This is a genomic window from Bacillus sp. B1-b2 (genome assembly GCF_009183415.1).
Taxonomy (GTDB): Bacteria; Bacillota; Bacilli; order Bacillales; family Cytobacillaceae; genus Niallia.
In genome coordinates, this window is record NZ_WEHU01000018.1 from 47,571 (window position 1) to 63,825 (window position 16,255).

The following is a 16,255-nucleotide window of genomic DNA, read 5'->3' on the forward strand; positions in this document are numbered from 1 at the left end:
CGATGTAAGAACATTTCATGCACTTTCATTAAGATGAAAGAATCATTTATAATATTTTACTGGTTAGTACATATTTTCAGCGTTTAACTAAACTCACACCCAATTTAAATCTTCTATTTCTTTATTTTTCATCATATGCATGTAATAGTTGGACAAGAATGGATAGGATGATGTGATTTGTTAGATAAAATGGCTGCTATTTTTATAGGAAGTCTCTTAATTGGAATAGGAGTAAATGGATTTTTAGTTCCTCACCAACTTTTAGACGGAGGATTAATTGGAATTGGTCTAATTCTACATTATCATTACGATATTCCAACAGGCTTTATGATGATTCTTATGAGTATTCCTTTATATATTCTCGTTTGGTTTTATAACAAAGAATATTTTTTCTATGGAATAGTTGGTTTTTTAGTATCTTCTTTTTCTATTGATATGTTCTCCTTTCTACGAGAAACCTTCCATGTCCAAATGATTATTAGTTCAATTGTAGGTGGAGCTATTATTGGAATCGGAATTGGTTTGATGTTAAGGTTTGAAACAAGCACCGGCGGAACAGATTTAATCGCCCAGATCCTATCTAATATTCTCTCTATTCATGCAGGAATCATTATTCTTCTCATTGATGGAGTAGTATTAATAAGCGGCTATAACATCGTTGGATTACATACATTATTAGCTTCCTTTATCACGATCCTTTTTGTAGCTCTATTTACTACCCTCTTAGGAAAAAAACCAATACCAAAAAGCTGACCTAAGAATCTTATCTTAAGCCAGCTCTCTATTAATTATCTTTCGGTATTAAAACCTGCCCAACCTTACCCATTTTTAATAAGGTTTGTATAATAGATTTAGAAAGTTCACTAGGTGGATATGGTTTTACTAAGTAATCCATTGCTCCAAGTGATATACCTTTTTCCTTCTCATCAAGAGCCGTCGATACTATTACAGGTATATACTTTAACTGCTCTGACTCCTTCAGCTTTTTCATGATCTCCCATCCATCTAGTTGGTCATCCTGTAGCATGATATCTAATACAACAGCATCTGGTGGGTTCTCTGCTAAATATTTTATTGCCTCTTGTCCATTTTGAAAATAGGTAACTTGAAATCCATTATCTTGCAATTCATGAACAATTAATTCACCAAGACTTACATCATCTTCTACAACCAATACCTTATAATGTTGTCTTTGTTCCATTTGCTGATCATTTTCCATTATATTGGCACTAACTACCTTTGCAGCTGGGAAAACAAGGATGAAAGTACTTCCCTTTCCATACTCAGATTCCACTATTACTTTTCCATCATGTGCATTCATGATTTCCTGTACTATAGCTAACCCTAAACCTGTACCACCTATTTTTCTTCTATCAGAGTTATCAACTCGATAAAACTTGGTAAATAGCTTATCCATAGCAGATTCAGGAATTCCTAACCCTTCATCAGATATAGCTAGTTTAATTTGTTGAGAATCCTCATAAAGTTTAATCTCTATCTTGCCACCATCTGGTGAATATTTAATAGCATTACTTAAGATATTCGTGATAACCTGTTCTACTTTTGCCTTATCTCCTAATATAACACTTTCAGCTAATTTATTAATAACGGAAATAGTATGCGTAGAAGTTGCATTAATTTGTAAATGATCTTTAACTCGTTCTACAATAGGCAGTAGTTCAATGTATTTTTTCTCATATGCTTGCTTACCTGCCTCCATACGTTGAACATCTAAGAAATCATTTATTAGAGAAGTCAGTCGTTTTGCTTCTCCATAAATAGTATTCAAATATTTCTTCTGCTTTTCTACCTTTAAGTCACGATTAATCATTAGTTCTGTGAAGCCTAAAATACTTGCAAGTGGTGTTCGTAATTCATGACTTACCGTACTAACAAATTCTGATTTCATTCTATCTACTTCATACTCTTTTGTAATATCTCTATAGACAAATACCGATCCGAATTTATCTGTTCCTCTGTGAAGCTCTTCCATGTAGATATTAATGACTTTACCATCCTTTGTGAAAGCAACACAAGATTGCTGTTGCTTCTCTTTTATAGAAGCCTCCATAAAGTCAAGCAACTCTTCAGTTTCTACAAATTGCATCTGTAAATACTTCATCCATTCATCCCATGAGCAGCCTACATAAAACACTGTTTCTTTTGGGTCTCCCACTAAGCTAGAGAATTTCTTATTCACTAATATAATTTCACCAGAATCACTTACTAATTGGATACCTTCTTGAACTGTATTTAGAATATCTCGATTTAATACACGATCTTTTTCTGTTTGCTCAAATAGATATATCTTCTCTAAGGATATCCCAATTTGTTTTGCTAACGAAATAAATTCTTCCTTGTCAAAAGTCGTAAATGCATCACTAAAACGACTTAACATAATAACAGCGATAATGTCATCTTTTGCATTTAAAACAGGTATATAAAGATCATGCACATACCCTTTTTCTAAATGATATCCTTTTTCCTGTACAGAAAGCTCTCTTGTTAAGATAAATGGCGCCTTGTCTTTTTTCAAACGATCAAACATACCAGTGAAAAGATAATCCTTGAATTGCTCCGCTCCTTCTGGTGCAATTCCATATGAAGCATATGCACTATCCTCCAACATAACTATGATCCCTCTATCTGCTCGTAATACCGCTGAAAGATTTCGAATAATGCTTTCTAGTACATCTGTTTTGAAAAGGCTACTAGATATCCCATTTATTAAGCTATTTCTACGTTTTAGAGATTCTTCATTTAATTGAACCGTCTCTAGCACTCTTTCTAATTCTAGTTGCTGTGCTTGTAATTCATCTTGCTGTGCAAGTAGTTCTTCGTTATGAGCCGTTAAATCTTGTTCTTTCTCTTGAATACTTTGAATCATGTGTTTAAATGCCACGGATAATGTAGATAATTCATCTTCACGACTCTTATCCACATGAATTACAGCATGATTACCCTTTGCTATTTCATAAGCAGCTAATGCAAAATCCGACAATGGCTTTCCAATTCTATTCACCATTGTGCGACCAATAAAGAAAACAATGAAAATAACGAGTACAATATATACTAAAAAGCCGACCTGAAGTATGGCAATTTGCTTCTTCAAATGATCTACTTCTTTATTTAATAAATCATTTGTTGATAAAATATAATTATTTAAATCGGTTTTAATTCCGTTACTTCGTTCTGTTCCACCATCTGCAGCAATATTTGCCACTGCTTCTGTATCTCCATTTTCAAAATAGCGAAATGCTTCTGGAAGTATTCCATTAAAATAGTAGTCATGAAAACTCTTCAATTCTGAAACGAGAAGATAATCATCTTCCGTTACTGCTACAACGTTGAATTGATCAATTAATTTTTGTGCTTCTATTCCTTCTTCTATACTAGACTGTTTCATGTCACTATTTTTAAAAGCAAAATACCCTCTAGCATCGAACATAGCTTTATCTAGATGGTTATTTAAGTCTCTTACAATCGTTGTTTTTTCGACTAATGTACTTCTCGTTTCTACGTATTGATTATTTATCCTTTCTTGTTCAAAAACCAATAGAATGCCACCAATTAAAAATAATAGAATGAAAAAGCAAATCAAGGCAACAAACTGCCTTGATATACTTTTACGAAGGTATGATTTAATATTCATCGAGAATTTCCTCTACTTTATTTAATAGAGCAAGGGGACTAAACGGCTTTGCCATAAAATAATCTGCTCCCGCTGCAATAACATCCTGCTGCTCATGTGTTTGACTTTTAGCACTTAGCATCAATATTTTCAAATGCTTTTTCTCCTCATTTCCTCTTACCTTCTCAATAACTTCTAAACCAGTCATAATCGGCATCATATAATCAAGAATTAATAAATCATATTCATTTTGTTCAATTAGTCCCAAGGCCTCTTCTCCGTCTTGCGCCTCATCAATGGAATAATCATCTTCAAGCGTATCTACAATTAACATTCTTAATACTTCTTCATCTTCAGCCAACAATAATCGTTTCACTTTTATCTTCTCCCTATTCACCGATCTCTTGGAAGTAATCTTGTAGAATATAATAAGAAGATTTCAATCTTTCGTGAAAAGCTGGCTCTTCCCATTTATCCCAAGTATACAATTGAGTAGAATCAGCCATGATCATATTTTGGTCCTTTAGCTCTGGTAAGGAAGAGATTACACTCTTATCCTTTTCCATCACAACAGCCATTCTAATACCCTCTGTATATTCACTACCTTCTAACCCTTTTTCCCATAGATCTGCCATAATCTCTTTTTGACTTGGGTCCTTTACATTTAATAGAGCCCAAGGAATTCTTATTTCCAATGTTTTCTTATCGTTACTGATACTTATATCGGTTAAGCTGTTAAAGTCTTTATCATTAGGATTTCCACTTCCAAAAGTTAATTTTCCTGTGACATAGGATTGGAAAGGTATCTTTGTATCTGGTATTTCCAGTTCTTTATTTAGCGTTAATCGAATCGGATTAAATATACCACTAGCTTTATTTCTCGCATAAGTCTCCTCTTCGATCATTTTTAGAATAGATCCATAATGATAAGTAAAGCTATCATAATAACTATCCACAAACATCTCAGAACTATCTTTATCGGAAATATCTATTAAGAAATCTACTCCGAAATCTGTTTTAACCTCATTATTCGATAATTTAATGGTCGTTTGTCCTTGATTATCTATCGTGTCTAGAAGTAAATATGTATGATCCTTACTTAAATCTAGTGCAGCGTTATAATCTAGTCTGATATTAACCTGTTGCTCATCACTAGTTACATGAACAGTTTTCAAAACACTACTTTCTGATGAAGCGGTATAGATCGGAGAGACATTTAATCTATCCCAATCCTCTGTATTACCATCCACATAGATGGTTGGCTCATACTTCCCTGGATCAAAACTTAATAATCCAAAGTGTTGTTCATTTGTCTGGATATTGGACCAATATGGTCTTCGATCAGGATCATCATAATCCATAGTATTCCATGTTCGTTTGAACCATTCATCCTGCCATGTAAAGACTAAACCACCTGCATAATTTTCATCCAAAATCATTTGGAACATTTCTCTGTCCATATTTCCTTGCTGTGTTTCAGAGAGGAATCCTTGGTTCATGACGTTAATATTATCATGTGTTTTCCCCCTTGAGGATGGAACACCAAACTCAGCTATTAATACAGGCATGTTATGAGCTTCTCTTAAATCATGAAGGTATGCTGCATAATTACTTTGCTTTCCTTGTTTATTGATATAGCTTGAATAGCTTTCTTCAAAATTAAGAAAATCAGGATAGTAAGGATACACATGATAAGATGCAAATAATCCTCCATAAAACTTATCTGTTTTCTTAATATGATTTGGATCCACAACTGCCATATCCTCTTTCTCAGCAGGTTCTGCTGGGTGATCAAGGAGATCTGTTGTTACCCAATTCGTGAAGCTCATCGTGTGTTGCCATTGATAATTATCCGCTTCATATTTAGCTGTTTCATCCATCATACCAGCAAGCCATATTTCAAAAGGAGAACCATTTTCTGTTTCAAAATAAGTGCCCTTTAATTGTGATTTTCCTTTATAAAGCTCATCTGTATTTTTCACAACCTTAGGATCCCACTCAATACCAATCATATATCCTAATACATATTTTGATATATCAAGCGTGTACTCTCCTGATGCGTGACCTACACGTTCTGGTAATGTAGCGTTACCATGAACAATATCAATCATATACTTCAATTCTGTTTCAAAATCATTCTGTACTTCCTCTGCATACGCATCTTGCTTATCCACCAGAATTTCTTCATTAATCCAAGCACCATGGAAAAGATATAGTGGTTCCTCTGCAAGTTGATTATATTCATATAATGCTTCATAAAAAGCAGGTGGATGCAATGTATAAATACGAATGGTATTGGCATGCATCGCCCCAATATCTTTAAACCAGCGCATATATTCCTCTTTTGTAATAGCCGTTTCTCCTGGAAATGCTCCTGGTTTAGAGATTCCCATATTCACTCCCTTGACGACGAGGTTTGTCCACTTTCCATCCTTCAAGACTTGAACATATTCATCATTTGTTTTACTATTTAGGATAAAATTATTTTCTTTCATTGTTTCTACTTTATTCTTCTTAAGAGCTGAGTCATTATGCAATCCATCTTTTAAAATACTCTTCATAATAGGTACATACGTATTCCAGTAGAAGGAATTTCGATAAGTGATAAACTTCTTCCACACATCAAGTCCAACTGTTTCATAGATACTTGGTACTTCTGCTTCATCTGCATAATCACCTGCAAAATAATAGGAGGAATATTGCTCATTTGCATTTTTAATGATGGCAGGAAAGGTAGAAGGCAATCCGTATCCATCTAATACCTTTTTCCCTTTATCACTAACTGGTAAAGTGTAATTTGCAAGGATGTCCTGCTCGTCATTAGCACTTACAATATCAAACCAATACCCATATTCCGATTTAATGGATTGATTTAAACTTTCTTTTCCTTGAGTAGTAGTAGCAAACCGGACTTCTTCTCCATCTAACTCCTTGCCACTAAGTACAAACACATGATCATCTTTATTGATAAATACTAAGCCAGATCCAGTAAAACTCCATTTTTCCTGAAAAGTCTCCTCATAGTTTTCTTTCACCCAGACTGGGACCTCTTCTCCCTCTAGATCTGGAAAATATCTTCCTATCCAACCACTCCATGAAACATTTAAGAGGTTTGTAATTTTCTCCCTTGCTTCATCACTAGTTGGACTTGCAAACGTATTAAACTCTGCAATTAATGTTTTATTCTTTGACTGAAAAAGTGCATTTTCCACTTTTTCTACATCTTCCACTTGTAAACCACCATATATTTGATTAGATCGCTCTCCTAAAGTATTACTACCATAGAATTCTTCTTCATAGACCCCATATTGATCTGTCATATAAATAACATCATACTTATCTAAGCTCTCTGGTAATTCACTTATCTTGTATTCTCCATCTCCTGTTGGTTTGAACCCTTTGTAATCACTTTGCTTATAATAAGGCTCACCATTCGGTTTGAGATACTTTTGATTATTTAATAGCCATACTAATCCACTATGTTCTCGGTATGTGTCATCTGGGACGGTTTTATCCATTATCAAAATGTTTAATTCGTTAGCGGATTTCAGCTGCCAAAGCCAAAAAGGACTAGAAAGAAGTCCTACAAATAAAAGAATTAACACGAAAAAACCTACTGTCTTATTCCACTTCATTACTTCGAAACTCCTTTACGAGTCATATCTCCCCAGCTCTTCTCACCTTTTATTAACTGCCAAATTCCTTCACAGCGCCAAAAAACCGTAAGAGGACGATACCAAAATGTCTCTGTTAGTGAATAAAAAAATAGAGTAACAATATGAGATATTTTAGGATATTTACGTAAGCTCCATTCCTCTAATAACACAGCTGCCATGGAAAAGACAGAACCATAAATACAGGACAATAACAATATGACCAAAGCAAATTCCAAATAAATCCCACCGACAAATAAGGCTATAATGGTATAGATATATCCTAGTAATTCAACAATAGGTCCCATAAATTCGATTAGCCAAAAGTAAGGAAAAGATATAAACCCAATTTTTCCATACTTAGGATTGAAGGTTAGTTTTCTATGATTCCATAAACTTTCAAATAACCCTCGATGCCATCTTCGTCTCTGTCTTCTTAAAAATTTCATATCCTCTGGAACTTCTGTCCAACAAACTGGATCTGGTACATATATTATTTTCTTCTTTTCCTTTGATTCTTTTAGTAAGCGGTGAATACGGATAACCAATTCCATATCCTCACCAACAGTATCCGTTTGATAGCCTCCTGCTTGGATTACCCACTTCTTAGAGAAAACACCAAATGCTCCTGATATAATAAGTAATAGATTATGTCTACTAAGTCCGATTCTTCCCATTAAGAATGCTCTTAAATATTCAATTATTTGCATCACTACTAGTGGATGGTTGGATAAGCCTATTTCTAATACTTGTCCATCCTTTACAACACATCCATTCGCTATCCTGATACTACCTCCTGATGCAACCACTTCTTCATTACTATCCATAATTGGTTTCATTACCTTCAAAAAAGCATCTCTTTCTAATACCGAATCTCCGTCCAAGGAACAAATATAAGGAAAATGAGAAAGATTTAGTCCTACGTTTAAAGCATCCGCTTTTCCGCCATTTTCTTTATCAACCATATATAGCTTAGGTAATACTTTTGACTGATATATCCCTTTAATAGGCTTTGTATCAATCTGTTTTCGGATAACTTTATCTACTTTTACCATATCGTAGTATTTAATCATCTTTTCTAGAGTATCATCCTTTGATCCATCATTCACAACAATGATTTCATACTCAGGATAGTTAATACTTAGCAACGATCGAACACTTGGAATAATGCCTGCTTCTTCATTATATGCTGGTACAATAATGGAAACAGGCTTTGTATATAATTCATTCGTTATATCATCGAATGAGTCAGCTCTATTTAATTTATATTCTCTCCGTAGTTGAATGACTGAAATAAGAAGAATGGTGGCATAAAATAAAATAATAATCACCATATAAACAGATATAAATAATGCAAAGTATTGAACAGCCGTTGTCCACCATTGATAAGCCATCACTGTATAACTCCTTTATTTATCCATTCCAATGCCATGTCTTTAGCAAACATATCCTCAGAATAGTCCAATATTTCCTGTAGGACCTCTTTTCCATTTTTATAATACATTATGGATTCTGCTGCCTGTGACCGTACCCACCAAGAATTATCATGCATGAATTCTCTTAGGAAAGGAATGTAAGATAAATCCTTTCTTTTCCCTAATAACTTCGCAATCATCATTCTTTCTTGCCAAGATGGAGACTCAGCTAACGGAAGATACGTTTGTATAGATTGTACAAATCCTATCGATGATATTGCTTTTAAAGCTCTTAATCGTATCTCACCTTGATTCGATTGAAACACCTGCTCTAGAAAAGCAGTATGATCTATCTTTCCTCTTAAACTAATAACATCTAGTATCGCTAATTGAAGCGGTTCTCGACAGGATGGAAAGGAGGAAAGGAGAGCATAAAAAGGATCTGCTTCTAATCTAAGAAGCATGCTTCGGTAATCCTTTTCAGTTAATTCTTCATCATGATTAAGCAGCAGAAAGATTTGTTCATTTTGAAAACTCGAGAGAACACGGTAGATTTGAACTTTCTCTTCTAGTGAAATATCTCTCTTTAAATGAATCATTTCAACTAGTGCTTTCTCTAATTCAATCAAATGAAAATCTTCTATCTTATACAAGACATTCATTCTTCTACTCCAATTTCTTGCTCGAAGCTCTTTTAAATAATGATTTTTCAAGTACGTATTGGCTAAGCTATGTAATCTATTCTCTTCTTGTTCTCCTTCTATCACTTCTGAATAATGGCTCAGTATATTTTCTAGCGCTAATTTGTCCACCTTTGATTCATCTAACTCTAGTTCCAGCTCTTTATCGAATTGTAAGTATAGAAAGATTGGTTTCGTAAGCTGTTGTTCCCTTTTTTGTACCATATCGTTTTGTTTATTCTCTAAATACTTTCTTCCTACTAAATATAGAAATAAGATACATAAGAGTACGATCATTGTTACACTAATAATTTGCAAAAGCTCAAGTTCTTTTCCCACTATTAAATCATCCTCATGATCAACCTAGTTATTCTTGCTTGTAACTCTGTAATACTGAATGGCTTTGTGACATAATCATCAGCACCTAGCTTTAATGCCTCTGCAATGTCTCTTTCACTTTTTCTTCCTGTTAGCATTAAGATATGAGCATTATGGCGATAGGCCGTTCTCTTTACAATTTGTAATAATTCTAACCCATCCATTACAGGCATAATTCCATCTAATACAAGAAAATGCATGCCGTTTTCCTCTAAACGATTGGATTCTAAAAACTTCATTCCATCTTCGTAAACTCTAACATCTAAAGCTATATGTTTAATATCTATTGTTTCAAAAATATTAACTAAAATAGAGCGAATGAGCGAATCATCATCAACGATAGACACATTTAGTAGTTTTTTGGCAGGAGCATGAACCATTTTATTCGCACTCTCGATGCGATTACGTCCTTTTTCCTTCGCAGCATATAGTGCTTCATCTGCCGTTTCAATCGCCTTGTTTAAGGTAATATTCTTCGATTCAATTTCATAGATACCTCCAGAAAAAGTAAGCGAAAATTTCTCCCCATCTTCTTCGAAAACAATTTCCGAAAATTGCTTTAGCATCCTGTTTAATACTTCCATAATTTCCGATTCACGTGCTCGCTGAAATAAAATGACAAATTCTTCTCCACCATAACGGAAAAGTGTATCCGTACTTCTAATATTTCCTTTTAAAAACTTCGCAAAAGCCGTTAGAACTTTATCGCCAACTACATGGCCATATGTATCATTCACTTTTTTAAAATGGTCAATATCTAATATGGCAATTGTTCCAGTTGTTTTTGTTCGAATCACATCACTAATAAAGCGATTATAGGAATCTTGTAAGAACTTTCTATTATATACTTGTGTAAGCTCATCAATTAAAACAGAATGATCAAATATTTTCTTTCGTTCTAAATGGCGTTCAATTCGGATAAGAAATTCATCTATATGGATTGGCTTTTCTATGAAATCATCTGCACCTGCTTGATAGGCCGTCAATCTTGTTTTCTTATCATTATCGATGCTACACATAATCTTCGGTACAAATGAATGTTTTGTATGTTTATGTATATCAGCAAGTACATCAAAGCCTGATACATTTGTTAAATTAATATCTATAATAATGCAATCAGGATGTAGAGAATAAAACTGTTCAATAGCATGATCAGCTTTCGTGTTGGCTATTACCATCCAGCCTTTACTCTCAAGCTTTTCTTTTAGGAAAATAAGTAAAGAAACGTCATCATCTATTAGTTGAATTAGCGGCACATCCACATTACGTACCTCTAAAACTTTATCCATTTCTTCTTGAAAATGCTCATATTCATGACAGATTCGATTAGCTTACTTAAAAATTTCTTAAGTTCTGGCTCCGTCCAATCGTGTTGTCTTTCTTCTACCTCTTCCATTAAGTCTGAAACTAATTGAAAAAGTAAATCTAAATCTAACGTACCAGATGTTCCTTTAATCGTATGAAGTAACTGATACACCTCTTTATGTTTAATTAGGCTTTCTTCTCCATCTAATTCGAATAAGCTTTTTAGCTCTTTTGTCATTCTTGTTATAAATATTGCTTTATACTTATCTAATACCATTTACTTCCCTCTCTTCTTCAGAGTTTGAATGAGGTATTTTTCTCATAATATCTGATTATTTTCCCCATTACTTCTAATAATTTATTCACCCTTTTACCTATGTTTATTTGGGCTAAATGTTCTATAAATGAAAAAAACAGCCCACTCCATATGGCCTGATTTTCTATTAGTAAATAAAAGCACATTTCCTTCTATAGAACCTATCTAAAATTAAACACATATATCATTATATAAAAAGAATGGTCAACTAGATAGAGAAAAATGAGAAGGAAATGAAACTTTTTATTAAATTGTAAATAGGTCTAATTACCCAAAATCCTAGTTGTTTACTTATCTTGCTTTAGTTTTTAAAGAGCAGGAATTTTAAACCAATTTCTTTTAGCTCTTCATCTGTTTATTCTTTCTGTCACAGCTTTCCATAGCAGCTAGTATTGTTCCCTTGAAATGCTGTTGCTCTAATGTATTTACTGCTTCGATGGTTGTTCCACCAGGTGTGCAGACTTCCATTTGTAGGACACTAGGATGCTTGCCTGTCTCTAAGACCATTTTTGCTGCACCATAAACGGATTGAGCAGCCATTTGGTAGGCTTTATTAGCAGGAATCCCACTTCTAACTCCACCCATTGCTAGTGCATCAATAAACATATACACATAAGCTGGAGAAGAACCACTAATAGCTGGTATATAATCCATTAATCGCTCTTCCACTACTTCTACTTTTCCGAAAGATAAGAATAGCTTCTTTAAGTATTCTATTTCTTCTGCTGAGACATTTTTATTACTAGAAAAAACAGTCATTCCTTCTCCTACTAGGGATGGTGTATTAGGCATAGAACGAATGACTTTTGTTTTAGAAGATAGCTTATTTTCTACAAAGGAAATATCTAACCCAGCAGCTAAAGTCACAATAATAGTTTCTTTTTTCACAGAATTTTTTATCTCTGTTAGGATGTCTCCATATAGATGTGGTTTTACTGCCACAATAAGAATATCAGCAAATGATGCTACCTCTTTATTGTCTAAAGTAACCTGTATCTGAAATTTTTCTCTAACAGACTCGGCACTATTCTCTGACTTAGTGCTCACTATTAGTTGGTCTCGGTCTATAAAGGAAGAACGAATCATTCCTTGCACCATAGCTTGAGCCATTTTGCCACATCCTATAAAACCAATACGCTGTTTATCCAATATTATCTTCCTCTCCTCTTTTGTATTTCTAACTCTTACATAGAGAGGAGAGAAAATCAATATATACGTCTACAACTACTAGAGAATTCTTTCTTTCACTTGCTTTTCCATACTCACTATAAATTCTTCTAGGAGAAATTGTTTTTGTTCTTGTTCCCCATATCGTCGAGCATTAACTGATTTATTGGCTACTTCCTGGTCTCCGATGACAAGCATATAAGGAATTTTCTTCATTTGTGCTTCTCTTATTTTATATCCTAATTTTTCACTACTATTATCCACCTTAACTCTTATCCCTACTCTCTTTAAGGCAGCTTGCACTTGTAAACAATACTCAAGATGTATGGAAGATACAGGAATGATTTGAACCTGTCTTGGAGAAAGCCAAACAGGAAGTGCCCCTGCAAAGTGCTCTAGTAAGATGCCAAAGAAACGGTCAATGGAGCCGAATATTGCACGGTGAATAACAACTGGACAAACTTTTTCATTCTTTTCATTGATATATGCAAGATCAAATAATTCTGGCATTTGGAAATCCAATTGAATAGTAGCACATTGATGACGTCGATTTAATGCATCTTTTATATGAAAATCAATCTTCGGTCCATAAAAAGCTCCATCTCCTTTATTTAATACATAAGGAACACCCATATGATCTAGGACTTTCTGCAATATTTTTTCCGCTTTATCCCATCGCTCATCTTCTCCTAAAGAATCTTCAGGTCTAGTTGAAAGCTCCACAGAATAAGAAAAACCTAAAGTAGTATACACCTTATCTATTAATTGAAATATTTGCTTCATTTCACTTTCAATTTGGTCTTCTCTTACAAAAATATGAGCATCATCCTGGCAAAAAGTACGAACACGAAACATCCCGTTTAATGCTCCACTATATTCATGACGATGAACCTGACCAAATTCAGAAATACGAATAGGTAAATCTCGATAAGAGTAGAGATTATTCTTAAAAACCAACATATGTCCAGGGCAATTCATCGGCTTTAAGGCAAATCGCTGATTATCTACCTCAGAGAAATACATATTATCTTTGTAATGATCCCAGTGTCCCGATTGTTTCCAAAGACGTTCATTCATCATAAAAGGTGTACGAACTTCTTCATAATTAGCTTCCATTTGTAATTCTCTCGAAAACTTTTCTAATTCATTGCGAATAATCTGACCGTTTGGTAAGTAAAATGGCATTCCAGGTGCTTCTTCTGAAAACATGAATAGCTCTAATTGTTTGCCTAGTTTTCGATGATCCCTTTTACTCGCTTCTTCCCTGACAGATAGATATTCTTCTAGCTCTTTTTGTGTAGAAAAAGCTACCCCATATATTCTTTGTAAAACCTCATTCTCTTTATCACCTTTCCAATATGCACCTGACACAGTAGTCAATTTAAATGCTTTAATATATCCTGTTGATGGCACATGAGTTCCTCGACATAAATCTATGAATTCTCCTTGAGTGTAGACAGATATTTTTTGCTCGTTTTTTAATTCCTCTAGTATTTCTAGCTTGAAGTGTTCTCCTCTTGATTCAAAAAGAGATTTTGCTTCATCGTAGGAAACTTCTTTTCTTACAAAAGGACTGTTCTCCCTTATAATTTTTTTCATTTCCTTCTCAATTATTGGAAGGTCCATAGAAGTAAAATTATGCTCTAATTTCATATCATAATAAAATCCATCTTCTATCACAGGTCCAATTCCTAATTGAACATTAGGATACAGTCTTTTTACCGCTTGTGCTAATACATGAGCTGAGGAATGTCTTACTATCTTTTCCCCTTCTTCTGAGTCTATTGTCAAAATCGACAATGTCCCATTCTCTTCCATACAATAACTCATATCCACGTATTCTTGATTCACTATTGCCCCCACTGCTTTTTTACGTAAATTCAGACTAATGGATTCAGCTATAGAAGCAATTGTAGTACCTCTTGGGAATTCCTTTATCATTCCATCTGCTAATTGAACCTTTATTGCTTGTGCTTTCACGTCTTTCACTCCTTTTTTTGTATAAAAAAAACACCCATCCCTAAAAAAAGGGACGAGTGCAATAACCCGTGGTTCCACCCAATTTCTCATAGAAATAAAGACAAATAAGCTTTATTTTATGACTTTGGTACAGTAACGCCTGCATAGTCGATTATTGGATACTCATAATTTCCCCAATATAGCTCCAAGGTGGTAAATTATTTTCCTTCGTTAGGAAGCTCTCACCTTTTCTTCCCTCTCTTTAAACAGTAAAAATAATTCATATCCTTATCATCGCTTATTTATTATGAAATTTTTAAAATGAATAAATAAAAAAACGCACTCATCCCTATAACAAGGGACGAGTGCGTTTACTCGTGGTTCCACCCAATTTCTCATAAATATAAATCATTTATGACTTTGGTGCAGTAACGTCTGCAAGAAACGGCATTGGATACTATACTTTTCCCCAATGCAGCTCAAAGGTGGTAAATCACTAAACAATGTTAGGAAGTTCGCAGCAATTCTTCCCTCTCTGATAACAGTTTGTAGTGACTCATGTCCTTTTCCTAGCTTTTATAAGTTTCATTTATCTTTAGTATTTGTAAGTTTTTACTATTTTATTACGGATGTGAAAATTTTGCAACACTTAAGTTAACGAATTTTCTAAAAATCTCTTACCATCTTCATAAAGCTGGTTATCTTTCCTATCTAATCCATAGGATAGCAAGGTGATTAATGTAAAAATAGCTTTAAACCGTGCTAAATAGATGGTGCTATTCTCTATTTCTCCATAATACTGAAAGAATTTTATGCGATAAAGCGCTGGAAACAAGCTATATACAATAGACAAATCAACTGCTGGATGCCCAATATGAGTATCGCCCCAATCAATAATTCCCACTAATCTATTTTCCTTATTCACAAGGATATTGCGAATATGAAGATCGCCATGTGTGAGCACTTTTTGATTAGGGATTGTTTCAGCTTCTAGATTTTGCACATAGTGAAGTGCGTTTTTATATAAAGGTATATCTTCATACTGTTGTAGTTTAGTTATTGATTTTATTAATCGTAGTTTTCTCATTTCAATATTTAATCGGTTAAATTCATCATATGGAATTCCCTGCAGTTCTGCTAAAGGATAAGAGTGAAGTTTTTTTAGAAAGGTCGCAAGTGGTTTTACCATTTTCAACAGTTGTTCTTCACTAAAAGAATGTGGCACTTTGCCTGTAATATATTCATAACCAACGAAGAACCATGGATACAGATCTGTTCCTTCTCCTAAATATAACGGTTTGGGAATAGGAATCTCACTTTCTATCGTTAATTTTCCAAGAAGATTCCATTCTGTTCTTAGTAATTCCTCCGCTATTTGTCTTCGTGGAAAACGAAAAGAATAGCTACCATTCACTAAAAACATAGTATTGTCAAATCCTTCTCCCATTGGCTCGATAGATATAATGTTGATGTTCGGAAACTGACTTTCTATTAAAGTGATAGCCAACTCACGAGTTACTATTTGCTCTGCATCCCAGCTATTGGCCATTTGAGCACCCCCTTTTGGTTACTTAGCATAGCACGAAAAAACCGGTTAAGGAATAGATTCTATTCGTTAACCGGTTTTACATAGAAGGATATGATTTACCTAAATGGGTACTCGCCCACCATTGCTATAATTGGTTAAGGATAACAGGTAACAGTGTAATGGGTCATTGATGATCGGTTTAGTCATTCGCCATTAACTATAA

At 34.1% G+C, this 16,255-nt stretch carries 11 protein-coding genes and 2 other annotated features; of the genes, 1 reads left to right on the plus strand and 10 read right to left on the minus strand.

The genetic code is table 11. The features are described 5' to 3' along the window. The first annotated feature begins 177 nt into the window (after positions 1-177). Complete coding sequence (locus F9279_RS16675) at positions 178-753, plus strand: YitT family protein (RefSeq protein WP_152115101.1); 576 nt, start codon at positions 178-180, stop codon at positions 751-753. A 31-nt stretch (positions 754-784) separates the two neighbouring features. Here the strand turns inward: F9279_RS16675 and F9279_RS16680 are convergent, their stop codons facing one another. From F9279_RS16680 to F9279_RS16720, 10 genes are all read right to left on the minus strand, one after another. After that, complete coding sequence (locus F9279_RS16680; RefSeq protein WP_152115103.1) at positions 785-3,652, minus strand: ATP-binding protein; 2,868 nt, start codon at positions 3,650-3,652, stop codon at positions 785-787. Beyond that, positions 3,642-4,007 carry a response regulator gene (locus F9279_RS16685; protein WP_152115105.1) on the minus strand — a complete coding sequence of 122 codons (366 nt, stop codon included), beginning with the start codon at positions 4,005-4,007 and terminating at the stop codon, positions 3,642-3,644. Before F9279_RS16685 ends, F9279_RS16680 begins: the two co-directional genes overlap by 11 nt. Positions 4,008-4,020: 13 nt before the next feature. Continuing rightward, positions 4,021-7,266 carry a hypothetical protein gene (locus F9279_RS16690; RefSeq protein WP_152115107.1) on the minus strand — a complete coding sequence of 1,082 codons (3,246 nt, stop codon included), beginning with the start codon at positions 7,264-7,266 and terminating at the stop codon, positions 4,021-4,023. Continuing rightward, the gene (locus tag F9279_RS16695) at positions 7,266-8,678 is read right to left on the minus strand and encodes a glycosyltransferase family 2 protein (RefSeq protein ID WP_152115109.1); all 1,413 of its coding nucleotides are present in this window, start codon (positions 8,676-8,678) and stop codon (positions 7,266-7,268) included. The genes F9279_RS16690 and F9279_RS16695 overlap by 1 nt, the downstream gene beginning before the upstream one ends. Next, positions 8,678-9,718 (minus strand): HEAT repeat domain-containing protein, encoded by a 1,041-nt coding sequence (locus tag F9279_RS16700; protein WP_152115110.1) that lies wholly within the window; start codon positions 9,716-9,718, stop codon positions 8,678-8,680. The genes F9279_RS16695 and F9279_RS16700 overlap by 1 nt, the downstream gene beginning before the upstream one ends. 2 nt (positions 9,719-9,720) lie before the next feature. Next, complete coding sequence (locus F9279_RS16705; RefSeq protein ID WP_226793635.1) at positions 9,721-11,046, minus strand: diguanylate cyclase; 1,326 nt, start codon at positions 11,044-11,046, stop codon at positions 9,721-9,723. Further along, entirely contained in the window at positions 11,031-11,339 is a 309-nt protein-coding gene (locus F9279_RS25735) for an Hpt domain-containing protein (protein ID WP_226793638.1), read from the minus strand. Before F9279_RS25735 ends, F9279_RS16705 begins: the two co-directional genes overlap by 16 nt. Before the next feature lie 378 nt (positions 11,340-11,717). Then, positions 11,718-12,527, minus strand: coding sequence for a pyrroline-5-carboxylate reductase (gene proC / locus F9279_RS16710; protein ID WP_152115112.1), 810 nt, complete (start codon positions 12,525-12,527; stop codon positions 11,718-11,720). Between the two features lie 78 nt (positions 12,528-12,605). Next, positions 12,606-14,486, minus strand: a complete 1,881-nt coding sequence (thrS, locus tag F9279_RS16715; RefSeq protein ID WP_413463220.1) for a threonine--tRNA ligase — start codon at positions 14,484-14,486, stop codon at positions 12,606-12,608. Positions 14,487-14,570: 84 nt separating this feature from the next. After that, positions 14,571-14,808, minus strand: a binding site (T-box leader). Positions 14,809-14,858: 50 nt separating this feature from the next. Further along, positions 14,859-15,084 (minus strand) — a binding site (T-box leader). Positions 15,085-15,153: 69 nt separating this feature from the next. Continuing rightward, positions 15,154-16,053 carry a phosphotransferase gene (locus tag F9279_RS16720; RefSeq protein WP_152115115.1) on the minus strand — a complete coding sequence of 300 codons (900 nt, stop codon included), beginning with the start codon at positions 16,051-16,053 and terminating at the stop codon, positions 15,154-15,156. Positions 16,054-16,255: the final 202 nt, after the last annotated feature.

Excerpts from the sequence above, each read along its gene's own strand:
- F9279_RS16705 (WP_226793635.1), bottom strand. The coding sequence starts at position 11,046 with ATGGATAAAGTTTTAGAGGTACGTAATGTGGATGTGCCGCTAATTCAA.
- F9279_RS16720 (WP_152115115.1), bottom strand. The coding sequence starts at position 16,053 with ATGGCCAATAGCTGGGATGCAGAGCAAATAGTAACTCGTGAGTTGGCT.
- F9279_RS25735 (WP_226793638.1), bottom strand. The coding sequence starts at position 11,339 with ATGGTATTAGATAAGTATAAAGCAATATTTATAACAAGAATGACAAAA.
- thrS (WP_413463220.1), bottom strand. The coding sequence starts at position 14,486 with ATGATAAAGGAATTCCCAAGAGGTACTACAATTGCTTCTATAGCTGAA.
- F9279_RS16690 (WP_152115107.1), bottom strand. The coding sequence starts at position 7,266 with ATGAAGTGGAATAAGACAGTAGGTTTTTTCGTGTTAATTCTTTTATTT.
- F9279_RS16695 (WP_152115109.1), bottom strand. The coding sequence starts at position 8,678 with ATGGCTTATCAATGGTGGACAACGGCTGTTCAATACTTTGCATTATTT.
- F9279_RS16680 (WP_152115103.1), bottom strand. The coding sequence starts at position 3,652 with ATGAATATTAAATCATACCTTCGTAAAAGTATATCAAGGCAGTTTGTT.